Source organism: Roseovarius sp. MBR-79 (assembly GCF_053628555.1).
Genome location: NZ_JBRJGP010000003.1, coordinates 39,179 through 53,800 on the forward strand (window position 1 = coordinate 39,179; position 14,622 = coordinate 53,800).

General features: G+C 68.7%; 15 protein-coding genes. 6 read left to right on the top strand and 9 right to left on the bottom strand.

The annotated features are described in order from the left end of the window. Nucleotides 1-48 precede the first annotated feature (48 nt). The 3 genes from ACSSV8_RS03675 to ACSSV8_RS03685 all read left to right on the top strand — a co-directional run bounded on the left by ACSSV8_RS03675 (nt 49) and on the right by ACSSV8_RS03685 (nt 2,744). Nucleotides 49-1,428, top strand: coding sequence for a leucyl aminopeptidase family protein (locus ACSSV8_RS03675; RefSeq protein ID WP_454281542.1), 1,380 nt, complete (start codon nt 49-51; stop codon nt 1,426-1,428). Next, nucleotides 1,425-2,192 carry a C40 family peptidase gene (locus ACSSV8_RS03680; RefSeq protein WP_454281543.1) on the top strand — a complete coding sequence of 256 codons (768 nt, stop codon included), beginning with the start codon at nt 1,425-1,427 and terminating at the stop codon, nt 2,190-2,192. The genes ACSSV8_RS03675 and ACSSV8_RS03680 overlap by 4 nt, the downstream gene beginning before the upstream one ends. 393 nt (nt 2,193-2,585) lie before the next feature. Further along, the gene (locus tag ACSSV8_RS03685) at nt 2,586-2,744 is read left to right on the top strand and encodes a hypothetical protein (RefSeq protein ID WP_454281544.1); all 159 of its coding nucleotides are present in this window, start codon (nt 2,586-2,588) and stop codon (nt 2,742-2,744) included. On the opposite strand, the gene ACSSV8_RS03690 is transcribed toward ACSSV8_RS03685, so the two are convergent. After that, a complete protein-coding gene (locus ACSSV8_RS03690; protein WP_354540163.1) occupies nt 2,725-3,069 on the bottom strand; it encodes a DUF2794 domain-containing protein in 345 nt (114 codons plus the stop codon). The two genes, ACSSV8_RS03685 and ACSSV8_RS03690, sit on opposite strands and share 20 nt — an antisense overlap. A 59-nt stretch (nt 3,070-3,128) precedes the next feature. Continuing rightward, nucleotides 3,129-4,733, bottom strand: a complete 1,605-nt coding sequence (locus tag ACSSV8_RS03695; RefSeq protein ID WP_454281545.1) for a Y-family DNA polymerase — start codon at nt 4,731-4,733, stop codon at nt 3,129-3,131. A gap of 156 nt (nt 4,734-4,889) precedes the next feature. Between ACSSV8_RS03695 and yghU the strand changes: the two genes are divergently transcribed. Then, complete coding sequence (yghU, locus tag ACSSV8_RS03700; RefSeq protein ID WP_354540161.1) at nt 4,890-5,759, top strand: glutathione-dependent disulfide-bond oxidoreductase; 870 nt, start codon at nt 4,890-4,892, stop codon at nt 5,757-5,759. A 54-nt stretch (nt 5,760-5,813) separates the two neighbouring features. Beyond that, nucleotides 5,814-6,533, top strand: a complete 720-nt coding sequence (locus tag ACSSV8_RS03705; protein WP_354540160.1) for an NYN domain-containing protein — start codon at nt 5,814-5,816, stop codon at nt 6,531-6,533. A 148-nt stretch (nt 6,534-6,681) separates the two neighbouring features. Here the strand turns inward: ACSSV8_RS03705 and ACSSV8_RS03710 are convergent, their stop codons facing one another. Then, nucleotides 6,682-7,752 (bottom strand): CaiB/BaiF CoA transferase family protein, encoded by a 1,071-nt coding sequence (locus ACSSV8_RS03710; protein ID WP_354540159.1) that lies wholly within the window; start codon nt 7,750-7,752, stop codon nt 6,682-6,684. A gap of 141 nt (nt 7,753-7,893) precedes the next feature. Here ACSSV8_RS03710 and ACSSV8_RS03715 point away from each other — a divergent pair, with 141 nt between their 5' ends. Further along, nucleotides 7,894-8,436, top strand: coding sequence for a CoxG family protein (locus tag ACSSV8_RS03715; RefSeq protein ID WP_454281546.1), 543 nt, complete (start codon nt 7,894-7,896; stop codon nt 8,434-8,436). A gap of 9 nt (nt 8,437-8,445) precedes the next feature. On the opposite strand, the gene argE is transcribed toward ACSSV8_RS03715, so the two are convergent. The 6 genes from argE to ACSSV8_RS03745 all read right to left on the bottom strand — a co-directional run bounded on the left by argE (nt 8,446) and on the right by ACSSV8_RS03745 (nt 14,615). Next, nucleotides 8,446-9,564: an acetylornithine deacetylase gene (gene argE, locus ACSSV8_RS03720; RefSeq protein ID WP_454281547.1), complete on the bottom strand. Its 1,119-nt coding sequence runs from the start codon at nt 9,562-9,564 to the stop codon at nt 8,446-8,448. Beyond that, the gene (locus tag ACSSV8_RS03725) at nt 9,561-10,529 is read right to left on the bottom strand and encodes a LysR family transcriptional regulator (RefSeq protein WP_354540156.1); all 969 of its coding nucleotides are present in this window, start codon (nt 10,527-10,529) and stop codon (nt 9,561-9,563) included. The genes argE and ACSSV8_RS03725 overlap by 4 nt, the downstream gene beginning before the upstream one ends. A gap of 45 nt (nt 10,530-10,574) precedes the next feature. Next, on the bottom strand, nt 10,575-11,249 hold the full coding sequence (locus ACSSV8_RS03730) for a DUF1028 domain-containing protein (RefSeq protein WP_454281548.1): 675 nt from the start codon (nt 11,247-11,249) through the stop codon (nt 10,575-10,577). Nucleotides 11,250-11,319: 70 nt separating this feature from the next. Further along, nucleotides 11,320-11,736, bottom strand: a complete 417-nt coding sequence (locus tag ACSSV8_RS03735) for a RidA family protein (RefSeq protein ID WP_354540326.1) — start codon at nt 11,734-11,736, stop codon at nt 11,320-11,322. Between the two features lie 8 nt (nt 11,737-11,744). Beyond that, a complete protein-coding gene (locus ACSSV8_RS03740; protein ID WP_454281549.1) occupies nt 11,745-12,893 on the bottom strand; it encodes an aromatic ring-hydroxylating oxygenase subunit alpha in 1,149 nt (382 codons plus the stop codon). A 90-nt stretch (nt 12,894-12,983) separates the two neighbouring features. Continuing rightward, nucleotides 12,984-14,615, bottom strand: a complete 1,632-nt coding sequence (locus tag ACSSV8_RS03745; RefSeq protein ID WP_454281550.1) for a dihydroxyacetone kinase subunit DhaK — start codon at nt 14,613-14,615, stop codon at nt 12,984-12,986. Nucleotides 14,616-14,622: the final 7 nt, after the last annotated feature.

Here is a 14,622-nt window from a genome sequence, read left to right on the forward strand (position 1 = left end):
GCCGCGCATTCTCCGTTAGGCTTGGGCCGAAATCAGAGGAGACCCGCCATGCGCCCAAGTTTCGCCGCCCCCGGCCTGCCCGCCATCCCCCTGCATGTGGTGGAGGAGGGCGCACTCGAGGGCTGGTATGAGACACAACCGCCCCGCGTCGCGGGCTGGCTGCGCGCCACGGGCTTTGCCGCAGCACTCGGCAAGGTCGCGCTGGTGCCGGATGACGCGGGCGGGATCGCGCTCGCCGTGGCGGGCTATGGCACCGAGGCGGGGCGTGCGCGCGGTCGCTTTCACCTTGCCGGGGTGGCGGGTGCCTTGCCCGAGGGCACCTACCGGCTCGAGGGGCTGACGCCCGAGGCGCGAGAGACCGAGGCGCTTGGCTGGCTGCTCGCGCACTACGCCTTTGACCGCTACCGCGCGCAAAGCCCCGCCAAGGCGCGCCTCATTGCCCCCGAGGGGATCGACTCCGCGCGGCTGGAGATCATCGCGGCGGGCGAATGTCTGACCCGCGATCTGGTCAATACGCCTGCCAATGACATGGGGCCGGAAGCGCTCGAGGCCGCCTGCCGCGCGTTGGCCGAAGAGCATGGAGCGACGATCAACGTGATCACAGGCGAGGCGCTTCTGGCGCGGAACCTGCCGCTCATCCACACCGTCGGGCGCGCCGCTGCCGAGGCCCCCCGTCTGATCGACATGACGTGGGGCGACGCGGGGCCGACCCTCACCCTCGTCGGCAAGGGCGTGTGTTTCGACACCGGCGGCCTCAACCTCAAGCCCGGCAGCAGCATGGGGTTGATGAAAAAGGATATGGGCGGCGCCGCGACCGTCTTGGGGCTGGCGCATATGATCATGGCGCTTGGGCTCAGGCTGCGCCTGCGCGTGCTCATTCCGGCGGTGGAAAACTCGGTCAGCGCAGGCGCGTTCCGCCCTGGCGACATCCTGACCGCGCGCAACGGGCTGACGGTCGAGGTCAACAATACCGATGCCGAGGGGCGGCTGGTGCTCGCGGATGCGCTGAGCCTCGGGGCCGAGGGCGCGCCCGATCTGATGATCTCGATGGCCACGCTCACGGGCGCGGCGCGGGTGGCGCTTGGGCCTGATCTGGCACCCTATTACACCGATGAGGCCGGGCTGGCGCAGGCGCTCGACACCGCTGCCGCGCGCGTGGCCGATCCGGTCTGGCGGATGCCGTTTCACACGCCCTACGAGGCGATGATCGAGCCGGGCATCGCCGATCTCGACAACGCGCCCTCGGACGGGTTTGCAGGCTCGATCACCGCCGCGCTGTTCCTGCGCCGCTTCGCGGGTGGCCTGCCCTATGCGCATTTCGACATCTACGCCTGGCAGCCCGTGGCGGCGCCCGCACGCCCCAAGGGCGGGGTGGGCATGGGCGCGCGCGCGCTGCTCGCGGCCCTGCCCGAGGTGCTGGGGCTGTGAGCGACGCGCGCCTCATCGCCTGGCCGCTGGTGGATCTCTGCCGCACACCGGACGGGGCGCGCGACCGGCAATTGCTGATGGGCGAAGCCGTGGAGATCGCGTCATCCTCGGGCCTGACCCGAGGATCCTCGTCCGGCTGGACCGCGGTCCGCGCCGCACGCGACGGCTATGAGGGCTTCGTCCCCGAGGCCGCCCTGACCACCGGCCGCGTGACCCACCGCGTCGCCGCCCGCGCCACCCATCTCTACCCCGCGCCCGACATCAAGGCGCGCGAGCGTGCGATGCTCAGCCTCGGCGCGCGGCTGGAGGTCATCGGGCAAAACGGCATTTTCGCCGAAACGCCACAGGGCTTTGTCCCCCTTGCCCATCTCGCACCGCTCGACGCCCCCGAGAGCGATCCCGTCGCGGTGGCCGAACGCCTGCTCGGCACGCCCTATCTCTGGGGCGGCAATTCCAGCTTGGGGATCGACTGTTCGGGGCTGGTGCAGGCGGGGTGTCTGGCCTGCGCCATCCCCTGCCCCGGCGACAGCGGCCCGCAGGAGGCGGCCCTTGGCCATCCCCTGCCCGAAGATGCACCCCTCCGGCGCGGCGATCTGCTGTTCTGGCGCGGCCATGTGGCCTGGGTGTCCGAGCCCGGCACGCTCCTCCATGCCAACGCGCATCACATGGCGGTGGCCTACGAGCCCGTATCGCAGGCCATCACCCGCATCACGGCGCAAGGCGGCGGGCCAGTGACGGCGCGCAGGCGATTCAAGGGAAATTGATCACGCTATTGTTCAACATCTGCCCTTTGTCGCCCGATGATGATTATGCCCGCCATGCTGCGAAGCGCGGTGCGGGAGACGTCGTGAATGGCCTGAAGGGGACGTTGGTGGAGCCGCGCGAGGGCCCGACCGCGGGTGGGCGCTGCACCGGTCTTGGCGGGCGATTTATGGTGCCAAATACTGGAACGATTGTAGGGGGTTTCAACGTTGAAAAAGCGCCCGCCCGGGGGGCGGTCGGGCGCTCGCGCGGCGGCGTGCAAGCACGCCTTGAATCCGCGCGGGGGCTAGGCGACGGACGTCCCCTTCAGGCCAAGAACGTTCGCCGCGAAGCATAGGGCAACAGGGTGCGGTCAGTCTTTCATTGGTTCTGTAAAGGCCACAGGGCCGATATTGGTGTCCCCCATCTCGGTGCATCACGTCACCATCGTCGGGGCCGATCCGGCCAATATCTCGCCGCACTTCAATCTTTCCGGCGGCGCGGCGTTTCGCGGGGCCTCGATCCTGTTCAAGCCGCTCTGCGTGATGGCGGGCGTCACTCCACCGCGCGGATAAGCTTGCGTTCGAGCACGCGCAGCACCATGCGCAGGTCGTGCCCGCGCTTCAATATCCGCCCGTCAAGCCCGATGACCGCGTATTGCCCCTGCTTGCCCTGCAATTTGGGCCGCTTCTCGACCCGGTAGAGCGGCTGCTCGGCGGTGCGGCGGAAGATCGAGAACACGGCGACCTCGCGCAGGCAGGAAATGCCGTAATCGCGCCACTCGCCCGCCGCCACCATGCGCCCGTAAAGCGACAGGATCGCACCCAGCTCGTCACGCTGAAAGGCGACCTGCTCGGCCCCTCGGGTCTGTGTGAACGGGATCGGCGGTTGCGCGTTCATGGGCCAAGAGTTGCGCCAAATGCCCCGCAAATCAAGCGAATTCACAGGAGGAGGAAGGCTCAGGCAAAGCGCCCGTGGCAGAACCAGCCCCCCGAGAGCGCCGCGCCATGCGCCTGATAGAGCCAGAGCCGCTCGCCCCGCGTGGTCAGCACCTGCCAGTAATCGCGCAGCCCCGTGCGCCAGTCGGGGTCATCGAGCCACCATTCCGGCGCGATCCGCTCGGGGCCTTGCGCCTCGGCCACCGCGTGTTCGCGCCCGCGCCAGCGGAACGCGGCGCAGGGCCGCCCGCCCGCGCGCGGCGTGACCGGCTCGGGCGGCCAGAGCATCAGCGGGCGCGGGGCCTCGGGCCAGGGCCAGGGCGCGGGCGCGGGTGCCGACCAGGCTGCGGCGAGGGTGAGCGCGGTCTTGCCCGGAATCCGGCTCTCGGCGGGGTGGGGACGGGTGATCGCCTCGAGCCCGATGCGCGCGCCCAGCCGGGTGATGAGGTCCGCCAGCCCGTCGCGCGCCGTGCCCTCGGGGCCGGTGAGTTGCTCAGGCTGCACCGGCTCGGTCTCGGGCGCGTCGAGGCGCAGCATGTCGATGCCGAACCCCGCCTCGATCCGCTCCAGCCGCATCGCCAGAAGCGCCAGCATCGCGCCCGCATCGCGCATCGGGCGCGCCAGCCGCAGATCGAGCGTTGAGACCTCGCCATCGGCGCGAAACGCCTCGAGCCGCAGCGCGCGCGCCCCGAGACCGCGCATGCGCAACGTCTCGCAAAGCCGCGCCAGCAGCCGCGCCGTGCCCGCGCGCAGATCGTCGAGATGGCCGATCGGTTCGGGCAAGCTCAGCCGGACAGCAAGCGGGGCCGTGGCACCGGCGGGCGAGAGCGGCTCGGGCACCTGCCCGAGCGCCTGATCGAGCCGCCGCATCAGCACCGGGCCAAAGCGCCGCCCGAGCGCCGCGCGCGGCTGTCCGGCCAGATCGCCGATCCGTCGCAGCCCGAGCCGCGCCAGATCCCCGGCCATGCCCTCGGGCAGGCGCAGCGCCGCCACCGGTAGGGGGGCAAGCGCGCCATGAACCTGCCCCGGCGGGGCGATCATCACCGGCTGTGCAGGCGGCGGGGCCTGAGGCCGTGCCGGACGCCTTGCCGCGCGGGCACGGGTGGCGCGGGCCTCCTGCTCGATGGCATCGCCGCTGCCCCGCACAGCCCCCGCCCCCGCCGCGAAGCGCGCCAGCGCCCAGGCCGCACCGGGCGTGTCGGCGATGGCAGAGCGCGCCGAAAGGCCAAGGGCTGCCGCCTCGGCGATCACGTTCCCGGCCAGCGCCGCCTCGCCGCCGAAAAGATGTGCGCAACCGGTGATATCGAGCATCAGCCCCGCCGCTCCCTCGGAGGCTACCAGCGGCGAGAACCGGTCCGCCCAACGGGCCAGCGCGCGCAGAAAGGCCACCTCGGCGGCGGGATGCTGCGGCGCGGTGACCAGATCGGGGCAAAGCGCCTGCGCTTCGCGCAGCGGCTGACCGCAGCAGAGCCCCGCCGCCTCGGCCCCGGGCGAGAGCGAGACGAGCACCTGCCGCTGCCCCCTCTCGGCAACCACCGCGAACGGACCGCAAATGCCCCGCCGCCGCATGAGGCGCTCGGCCCCCAGCCGGGGAAACCAGATGGACAGGATACGACGGGCGGGCATGGTGGCAGCAGATATGTTCCTTGTTTGTTCCATAATAGGATGCAGGATTGCCGGAGTCGAGTCGCGCGGCGCTGCACACCGCCTTGTGCGGCCCGCCCCCTTGCGGCGCTCGCGCACACATATACCTTGCGTCCAACCGATGAGAGGACCGACAGCATGAGCGACGACAGCTATACCCCCCCCGACGTCTGGACCTGGCAACAGCCCTCGGGCGGCAAGTTCGCCTCGATCAACCGCCCCGTTGCAGGCGCGACCCATGACAAGGATCTCCCCGTGGGCGATCATCCGTTCCAGCTCTATTCGCTGGCCACGCCCAATGGCGTCAAGGTCACCGTGATGTTCGAGGAATTGTTGGCGGCGGGCCATGACGCCGAATACGACGCCTGGAAGATCGACATCGGCGAGGGCGATCAATTCGGCTCGGGTTTCGTGGCGGTCAACCCCAATTCCAAGATCCCCGCGCTGCTGGATCGGAGCGGCGAGGCGCCTCTGCGCGTGTTCGAGAGCGGCTCGATCCTGATGCATCTGGCCGAGAAATTCGGTGCCTTCCTGCCTGCCTCGGGCCTCGCGCGCACCGAAACCCTCAACTGGCTCATGTGGCAGATGGGCAGCGCGCCCTATCTCGGCGGCGGATTTGGCCATTTTTACGCCTATGCGCCCGAGAAATGGCAATACCCGATCGACCGTTTCGCCATGGAGGCCAAGCGCCAGCTTGACGTGCTCGACCGGCAATTGGCGGAGCGGCCCTTCATCGCCGGTGAGGACTATTCCATCGCCGACATGGCGATCTGGCCCTGGTACGGACAGCTTTGCCTCGGGCGGCTTTACAGTGCCGCGACCTTCCTCGACGTCGCCAGCTACACGCATGTGATGAAATGGGCCGAGAAAATCGACGCGCGGGCCGCCGTGCAGCGCGGCCGCATGGTCAACCGCAGCTTTGGCGAACCGCATATGCAGCTTCACGAGCGCCATTCGGCCGAGGATTTCGACACGAAAACCCAGGACAAGATCGGCGAGAGCGCCTAACCGCTTTCGCCCGCGCGCGGGATCGGGCATGAATGGGGCAAAAGGAGCCCCTTCATGCCCAGCCGCGACACCCCTCTTCTGGCCGTTCTGATCGACGCCGACAACGTGCCCGCGAAATTCGCCGACGCGATCCTGCGCGAGGTCACGAGCTATGGCGAGCCGGGGCTGCGCCGCGTCTACGGCGACTGGTCGAGCCAGCAGCTTGCCGGCTGGACCAGGACGGCGCAGAAGCTGGGCCTCGTCCAGCACCAGCAGACGGCGAACACCAAGGGCAAGAACGCCTCCGATATTGGCCTCGTGATCGACGCCATGGACATCCTCCATGCGGGCCATTTCGACGGCTTCGTTCTGGTCTCGTCGGACAGCGATTTCACCCGGCTGGCCAGCCGCATCCGCGAACAGGGGCTGACCGTCATCGGCATCGGCGAGGCCAAGGCACCCGACGCGCTCAAGAACGCGTGCAACCGCTTTGTCGCCATCGAGAACATCTATGAGGAGGCGGGCGATACGCCTGCAAGCGCGCCCAAGGCGCGGCTCGACAGCGCACGGGTGGCCGATGCGCGCCGCCTGATCTTTGACGCGATGGAAAAGATCGACAGCGAGGACGAGTGGTATCCGCTGGGACGGATCGGCCAGCAAATCCAGGCCGACAAGCCCGATTTCGACACGCGCAGCTATGGCAAGAAAAAGCTGAGCGACCTCATTGCCGAGTTGAAAGTGTTCGAGACCAAGCCGGGCTCAGGCAATCAACTTCTGGTGCGACGGGTGGATTGAGGCGGAGCGTCGGCCTGAAGCTGTCTTGCGCCGCCGCGCTCTTGCGGTCCCTGCCGACGGGCAGGACCAAGAAAGTTCAAAACTTTCTTGACAGGAATTTTTTCAAAATTCCGTCGCTCGGAGCCAGCTTCGGGCCGCTCGCCCCCCGTCACAGCCCGAGTTCCGCCCGGATCGCCGCCCCGTCCGCGCCGCGTTCCGGCGATGCGCTCACCTCCCGCACGCCCCCGTCAAACCGCGGCGCTGGCGCAGGCACGAGGCCCGCGCCCCAAACGCCCCGCGCCACCATATGCGGATCGGCTGCGGCCTCGTCGGGGCGCAACACCGGGGCCACACAGGCATCGGACCCGGCAAAGAGCCCTTCCCAATGCGCGCGCGGTTTCGCGGCGATGATCTCGGCCAGTGCCTCGGTCTGCGCTGGCCATTGCGCGGGGTCATACTGGGCGGCAAAGCGGGGATCGTCCGGCAGACCGAGCCGGTCCAGAAACACGGCATAGAATTGCGGCTCGAGGCATTGCACCGAGAGCCAGCCACCACAGGCGCAGCCATAGACGCGGGACCAGTGCGGCCCGTCGAGCAGACTCTGGCCGCGCGCCATCGACAGGTTGCCCGAAGGCCGCATCGACATGAGCAGCGCCATCATATGCGCCGATCCATCGACAATCGCCGCATCCACCACCGTGCCCTGCCCGGTGCGCGCGGCACGGATCAGCCCCGCGAGGACACCCGCCACCAGATAAAGCGCGCCACCGCCCACATCGCCCAGCAGCGTCGGCGGGGTGACCGGCGGGGTGCCGGGCGCGCCCGCATACCAGAGCGCGCCCGAGGTGGCGATGTAATTAAGGTCATGGCCAGCCTCAAGGCTGCGCGGCCCGTCCTGCCCCCAGCCGGTCATCCGGCCATAGACAAGGCGCGGATTGGCGGCGCGCATCTCCTCCGGCCCGAGGCCCAATCGCTCCATCACGCCGGGGCGCAGCCCCTCGATGAGCGCATCGGCGCGGGCAACAAGCGCGCGTGCCACGGCGATATCCGCGGGGGTTTTCAGGTCGAGCACGATCGAGCGTTTGCCCCGGTCGAGCAGGTTGCGCGCCCCCGCCACCGGATTGGCCGCGCCGGGACGGTGGATCACCACAACCTCGGCCCCCATCTCTGCCAGCATCATCGCGGCAAAGGGCGCAGGCCCCAGCCCCTCGAATTCCACCACGCGCGTGCCTTGCAACATTCCCTGCCCCCGTCCGTTTTCCGGCCCCGAGCCTAGCCCCGCCCCACGCCCGACAACAGCCCCTCTCCGACTTAAGGACCGCTTTGCACGGGGCTTTCTCTGGTCTAGCCTGTTCCCCACAGCAGAAGGAGGGCCACGCCGATGAAAATGTCTGACAGCCGCGAGATCAAGGCAGACCGCGCAACGGTCTGGGCCGCCCTGCTCAGCCCCGAAGTGCTCAAGGACTGCGTGCCCGGCGCGCAGGAGGTGACGGGCACGCCCGAAGACGGCTTCGAGGCCACCGTGGTGCAAAAGGTCGGCCCGGTGAAGGCAACGTTCAAGGGGGCCGTGACAATCTCCAACATGAACGAGCCCGAGAGCCTGACGCTCAGCGGCGAGGGCAAGGGCGGTGCTGCCGGCTTTGCCAAGGGTGCCGCCGATGTCCGGCTCGAAGAGATCGAGGGCGGCACACGGCTGCATTACGACGTGGAGGCCAATGTCGGCGGCAAGCTCGCGCAGCTTGGCAGCCGCATCGTCGACGGCTTTGCCAAGAAGATGGCCGATCAGTTCTTCGTCCGGCTCGAGGAGGTGATCGAAGGCCCGCAAGCGCAAGGGGCTGCGGCGGAGGGCCCGGACGAGGGCGCGCCCGAGGACCAGAAGTCCGAGGACCAGAAGAAGGGTTGGTTCAAGAAACTCATCAGCTGAGCGTCCCCCTCAGCACAGCGTGTCCAGCAGCGCAGCCAGCATCCGGTCGCAGACGTCAAGCTGGTCGCGGTCGATATATTCGTCCGCCTTGTGCCCCTGCCCCTCCATGGAGCCCGGACCGCAGACGACGGTCGGAATACCGAGGCCCGCAAAAAATCCCGCCTCGGTGCCGAAGGCCACCTTGGTCACCGGCGCATCGCCCGAAAGCGCGCGCACCATCTCCACGACCCCGGCCTGCGGGTCGGTGTCAAGGCCGGGATAGCGGTTGAGGGTCTCGATCCCGACACCCGCGATACCGGCGGCCACGGCACGGGTCCGCGCGACAAGCGCCTCTGGGGCCTCTGCGGCAAGATGCCTGATCTCGAACAGGATTTCGGCCCGGTCCGGCACGATATTGAGCGCGGTGCCGCCGCTCATCTGCCCCACATGCACGGTGGAATAGGGGATGTCATAGGCCGGATCGCGCGCGCCGGTGGCCGCCAGCTCCGCCTGAATCCGCCGCAGCCCCATGACGAATTCGGCCGCGCCATGCAGCGCGTTGACAAAGCGCGGCGCCAGGGCGGAATGTCCCGCCTCCCCCTGACAGACCGCACGCAGCGTCTGCTTGCCCTTGTGCCCGATGGCCACCCGCATCTGCGTGGGCTCGCCCACGATGGCCGCGCGCGGCCTGCCCAGAACGCGCGGCAGCGCGCCGATCATCCGCGCCAGTCCAAGGCACCCCACCTCCTCGTCATAGGAAATCGACAGCTTCAGCGGCTCGCACAGAGGCCGTGCCGCCGCCGCCTCGGCCATGGCCAGCATCGCCGCCAGAAACCCCTTCATGTCGGTCGACCCGCGCCCGTAGAGCCGCCCACCCTCGTCGCTCAGGCGGAACGGATCGCGCGTCCAGCGCTGCCCCTCGACCGGCACCACATCGCTATGCGCCGACAACAGCACCCCCGCCCCCTCCGCCGGCCCGATCCGGGCGAAAAGCCCCGCCTTGGCCGCCTCCGGGTCGCGCAGGTGCGTCACGGCAAAGCCGGCCCCGCGCAACAGGTGCTCGACATAGTCGATCAGGTCGAGATTGGACCGCGCGCTCACCGTATCGAATCCGATCAGCCGCTCGAGGATTGCCAGCGTCCGGCTCATTCCCCCCCTCCGTCGACCAGCGGCATCGCACCGATCCGCGCCAGCGCGCCGCGCGCCGCCAGCCCCCGGCCGAACTCGATCAGCGCGCGCACGGCATTCGAGCGCCCCACATCCTGCGCCGTGAGAAACCCCATGCGCAGCGCCCGCACATGGCCCTCGATGGGCACAGTGCGCACCGGGTTGCCATCGGGCGAGACATCCGAGAGCGGGCGCACATTGGCGATGGAGTAGCCAAAGCCGTTGGCAACCAGCGAGCGCATCACCGCCATGTCGCGCGTGCGCTCGGCAATCAGGGGGCGGGCACCGATCACCTCGAAGAAGGACAGGAAATATTCCGCACTCAGCGGCAGATCGAGCAGCACCATCGGGTGATCCTTCAGATCGTCGAGCGTGACCGAGGCGCGCTCCGCCAGCGGATGCGCCGCCCCCATCAGGGCAATCGGCATGAGTTTGGCAATAGCGGTGAATTGCAGATCGGCAGGCAGGGCAAGATCATAGGTCAGCGCCAGGTCGATCTCGGACCGGCGCAGCGCGCTGAAAAGCTCGAGCTGGTTCATCTCGACCTGCCGCAGCCGCACCTCGGGATACGCCGCCTCGAAGGCGCGGCGCATCATCGGCACCACCAGTTGCGCGAAGGTCAAAAGACACCCAAGCGCCAGCGGCCCGCGCGCCACCCCGGAAATATCGCCGGCAATATCGCAAAGCGCCCCCGCCTCCCGCAGCACGATTTGCGCCTGTTCCAGCATCTGCCGCCCCGCTTGGGTCAGCGACAGCCCCTGCGCGTGCTGCCGGACAAAGAGCGCCAGACCGAATTCTGCCTCAAGCTGTGCAATCGCCGCCGAAATCGAGGGCGAGGAGACGTTGATGCGCTCTGCGGCGCGCGCGATGCTGCCCGCCTCGCCCACGGCCACGAAATATTCAAGTTGCCGAAGCGTGTAGCGCAGCATCCCGCTCTCCCGGATCATCCACGCTCCAGACTGGGCGCAAGGGCCGCGGTTGTCAAAGCGGCCTCACATGTCGCCGGGCACACCATAGGACGGGGCCGTGCGCGGATCGAGGGCGCGCTGCACATAGGCGTCAAGCTGTGGCTTGTAGACATCCCAGGCCGTGGCCAGCGCGGCAATGGGACAGTCCTCGGTCCAGTCGCAGCGCAGATCGGCCACCGGCCAGCTTACCTTGTCCACCAGAATCATGCCCGCCGAATGCACCGGCCCGGCCTCGCCCCCCGCCGCCAGCCCTGCCTTGAGGGCAGCAAGAAGCCGGTCGCCCAGATGCCCCCTTGCAACCTCGAACGCCGCCACCATCGCCCCCGGCACGTCGTCATTGGCCAGAAGATTTCCCCCTGCCGCCACGTCGCGCCCCTCGGCCTGTGTCCAGATCCCCAACGCATTCGCCCCCGAATGGATCGCCGTGACCCCGGCCGCATCCACCGCCAACACCTGCCGGTAGTCCATGAACGCCCCCGTTCGCACCACGTCTGCCACCGCCTCCGCCGCCGTCAGACCCTTTTCCATCGAATCGAGCGTGCGCGGCCCGAGCCTCGGATCGGTCACGTTCTGCGAGGCCACCGCGCCCACCCCCGCCCGCGCATGGGCGCACCGCGCCGCCACCGCAGGCGACGACGACGAGATCGCCACCCCGAACATTCCCGTGGCGCTACACCGCGCCACCAGCGAAAAAGTCATGCCCCGCCCTCCTTCATCGTTCCGGAAATACTCCGGGGGTGCGGGGGGCCGGCCCCCCGCCTGCAACGGCTCAATCGGGGATGACGGCGGTGGCGTCGATCTCCACCAGCCAGTCGGGCCGCGCCAGCGCACTGACGACAAGCCCGGTCGAGACCGGATGCACGCCCCGGATATAGTCGCCCATGGTGCGATAGACCGCCTCGCGGTGGCGCACATCGGTGATATAGACCACCACCTTGACAAGGTGTTCCATCCCGCCGCCCGCCTCCTCGATCAACTGGCGGATATTCTGCATCACCTTGTGGGTCTGCTCCACCGGGTCGTGGCTCTCGATGTTTTTCGCGTCGTCAAGGTTCTGCGGGCATTGTCCGCGCAGCCAGACCGTCCGCCCGCCCCGCGTCACCACCGCCTGACAGAGATCATTGTCGAGGTTCTGCTCGGGATAGGTGTCGCGTGTGTTGAATTTGCGGATGCGGGTATGCGCCATGTCGTGCCTCATGCCTTGCCTTGTCCTGCCTCGATCCGGCCCAGCAGATAACGGGCGAAATCGTAATTGGGCCGCTCCAGATGCGACAGGTGCCCGGGCCGCGCCAGGGGCGCGCAAAGCCCGCGATAAACCCGCTCGGTGCAGCCGCGATCCTCCACGTTGACCGCGTCGAGCAGGGTCTTGAGCCGGGCGAAATTCTCCGTCGCGTCAGCGTCCTCCGCGAAATCATCCGACATCCCGCCGCCAAAGCGGATATGGACCTGCCCCGGCCCCCGTGGCAGCAGCGACAGATACCAGAAATAGCCCGGTGTCAGCGTGATCATCAAAGACGGGTAAATCGCCAGAAGCCATGTGGTGCGCCGCGCATCGCCCTCAAGCCGCGTGTTCGACGGGTGCGCGCAGGCGATGCGCAGGCTCTCATCCTTGAGGATGGTGTGGTGGTTGAACGCCGCGTGCCCCGGCGGGCAGACCATTTCCTCCAGCCTGCTCAGCCCGCCGATCGTGCCCGCGTGACAGACCGGCAGGTGATAGCTCTCCATGAAGTTCTCGGCCAGCACCTTCCAGTTGGTGTCCCAGACATGCTCTTCGGCAAAGCTCTGGCTGTAGCGCGTCATGTCATAGTCTGCGATCATCGCCGCAAGATCGGCCAGACGCTCGGCCACGGGCGGCGTGTCGGGATCGAGCGTGACAAAGACCCAGCCCAGCCATGTCTCGCAGCGCACGCGCGGCAAGCGGTACTCCTCCTTGCAGAAGCCCGCATTCTGCCCCATCGCGGGCGCACCGCGCAAGGATCCGTCAAGATTGTAGGTCCAGCCGTGATAGGGGCAGGTGATCGCGCGCGTGTTGCCCGAACCGTGCAGCAGCGTCGACATGCGGTGCAGGCACACGTTCGACATCGCCCGCAAGCTCCCGTCGCGGTCGCGCAGCACCAGAACCGGTTGACCGGCCAGATCGCAGGTCAGGTAATCGCCGGGCTGCGCCAGCCCGTCGACGCGCCCCACGCAATACCAGTCGCGGGCAAAGACATGCGCCAGTTCCAGCGCCGTGAAATCGGGGCTGACATAGACCTCGGGCGGCATCGCGCGCGCCTCCTCGAACGGCACGCCCGCCGCCGCGCGCAGCCCCTGCAAGATGTCGTCCCCCAAATCCCTGGCCATGCCGCGTCCGCCCCTCTTCGTCGCGCCGATGATCAACCGCGCGCGCCCGCCTGTAAAGCATGGAACGCCTCAGGGCGGCATAGGCCGCGACTAAGCCGCGTCTTTCGCGCTCAACCGCTCGAAGAGAAGCGCCACCGCCTCGGCACCGGGGTCGTTGTGTCCGGCCAGGCTCTCGGCGGAGAGATAGCTTGCACGTCCCGCGCGCGCGCGCGTGATACCTGCCGTCGCATCGGCGCCCTGCCGCGCCGCCGCCGCCGCCGCGGCCAACCCGCCCTCCAGCGCGTCGAGCGCGGGGGCAAGCGCGTCGATCATGGTGCGGTCGCCCTCTTGCGCGCCGCCCACCTGACGGATGCGGTCAAGCCCCGCCTTGAGCGCGCCGATCATGTCCTGCCCGCTGGCCGAGGCATCGCCTGCGGCGGCAAAGAAGATCGCCAGAAGCACCCCCGAGGAGCCGCCCATGGTCTGGCTCAGCTCCAGCCCGATGGCGCGGTAAAGCTGCGTCTGGTCCGCCAGCGGCAGCCGGTCGAGCGCGCCGCCGAGGGCACGCGCCGCCGTGGCCAACGTGCTGCCCGTATCGCCGTCGCCCGACTTGGCATCAAGCGCGTTGAGCGGTCCCTCCGCCTCGATCAGGATGGCGCAGCACCGCTCGATGAGGGCGCGCATCACGGCATCCGGCGAGGGGATCGGCCGGATCGGCGTGAGGCCGTCGGGCAGGGCCACCACCTCGACACCCGCCACGGGCAGGCATCCGGGCCAGGCCCAGGGGGCGACCGGCGCGGTCAGCGCCGCCTCCTCCGCCCGCCCCGCAGGCAGAAGCGAGACGGAAAACCCCTGCATGTCGAGCGAGGTCATCATCGGCGCGGGCCCCACCAGCCAGCGGATTTGCGCCCCGATCTTCGAGCCAAGCAATTCCTCGGCCAGCACACCCATTTCCAGGGGCGTCGCCCCGCCCAGATTGTTCAGCAGCGCCACATGCGGCCCCGGAGCGATGCGCGGGGCGAGCCGGTCCACAACCATCTCCATTGCCGCGCGCGCGGTCGAGAAATCGACCTGTTCGATCCCCGCCTCTCCATGAATGCCAAGGCCCAGCTCTGCCTTGCCGGGCCTGATCCGCGCCTCCTTGGCACTGCCGGGAATGGTGCAGGTGTCAAGCGACATGCCGATGGAGACAACGCCCTCGATGACGCGCCGGGCGGCTTCGGTCACGGCATCGAGATCGGCCCCCTGCTCGGCCAGCGCGCCCGCGATCTTGTGCACGAAAAGCGTGCCCGCCACGCCGCGCGGCTGCGGCAGGTCCGGGAGCGCGATATCGTCATCGACGATCACCATGCTGACCCGCAGCCCCTGCGCGCGCGCCCGTTCCGCCGCCAGCCCGAAATTGAGCCGGTCGCCGGTGTAGTTCTTGACGATCAACAGGCACCCCGCCTTGCCGGTCACCGCAAGGATCGCCGCCAGCACCGCATCGACCGACGGGCTGGCAAAGACCTCGCCGCAGACCGCCGCCGTCAGCATCCCCTGCCCCACGAAGCCGGCATGGCTCGGCTCGTGCCCCGAGCCGCCGCCCGAGATGAGCGCCACGCGCGAGCGGTCCCAGTCGGTGCGCATCACCACCTTGATATGCGGATAGCCGTCGAGCCGCGCCAGCCGCCCGCCCGCAGTGCGCAGCATCCCGTCGATGGCCTCGGTGACAAGGGTTTCGCGTGTGTTGATGAATTGCGGCATGGGGACC

Excerpts from the sequence above, each read along its gene's own strand:
- ACSSV8_RS03735 (WP_354540326.1), bottom strand. The coding sequence starts at position 11,736 with ATGGCGCATACCCGCATCCGCAAATTCAACACACGCGACACCTATCCC.
- ACSSV8_RS03740 (WP_454281549.1), bottom strand. The coding sequence starts at position 12,893 with ATGGCCAGGGATTTGGGGGACGACATCTTGCAGGGGCTGCGCGCGGCG.
- ACSSV8_RS03705 (WP_354540160.1), top strand. The coding sequence starts at position 5,814 with ATGCCCAGCCGCGACACCCCTCTTCTGGCCGTTCTGATCGACGCCGAC.
- ACSSV8_RS03675 (WP_454281542.1), top strand. The coding sequence starts at position 49 with ATGCGCCCAAGTTTCGCCGCCCCCGGCCTGCCCGCCATCCCCCTGCAT.
- ACSSV8_RS03690 (WP_354540163.1), bottom strand. The coding sequence starts at position 3,069 with ATGAACGCGCAACCGCCGATCCCGTTCACACAGACCCGAGGGGCCGAG.
- yghU (WP_354540161.1), top strand. The coding sequence starts at position 4,890 with ATGAGCGACGACAGCTATACCCCCCCCGACGTCTGGACCTGGCAACAG.
- ACSSV8_RS03745 (WP_454281550.1), bottom strand. The coding sequence starts at position 14,615 with ATGCCGCAATTCATCAACACACGCGAAACCCTTGTCACCGAGGCCATC.
- ACSSV8_RS03710 (WP_354540159.1), bottom strand. The coding sequence starts at position 7,752 with ATGTTGCAAGGCACGCGCGTGGTGGAATTCGAGGGGCTGGGGCCTGCG.
- ACSSV8_RS03725 (WP_354540156.1), bottom strand. The coding sequence starts at position 10,529 with ATGATCCGGGAGAGCGGGATGCTGCGCTACACGCTTCGGCAACTTGAA.
- ACSSV8_RS03695 (WP_454281545.1), bottom strand. The coding sequence starts at position 4,733 with ATGCCCGCCCGTCGTATCCTGTCCATCTGGTTTCCCCGGCTGGGGGCC.
- argE (WP_454281547.1), bottom strand. The coding sequence starts at position 9,564 with ATGAGCCGGACGCTGGCAATCCTCGAGCGGCTGATCGGATTCGATACG.
- ACSSV8_RS03730 (WP_454281548.1), bottom strand. The coding sequence starts at position 11,249 with ATGACTTTTTCGCTGGTGGCGCGGTGTAGCGCCACGGGAATGTTCGGG.
- ACSSV8_RS03715 (WP_454281546.1), top strand. The coding sequence starts at position 7,894 with ATGAAAATGTCTGACAGCCGCGAGATCAAGGCAGACCGCGCAACGGTC.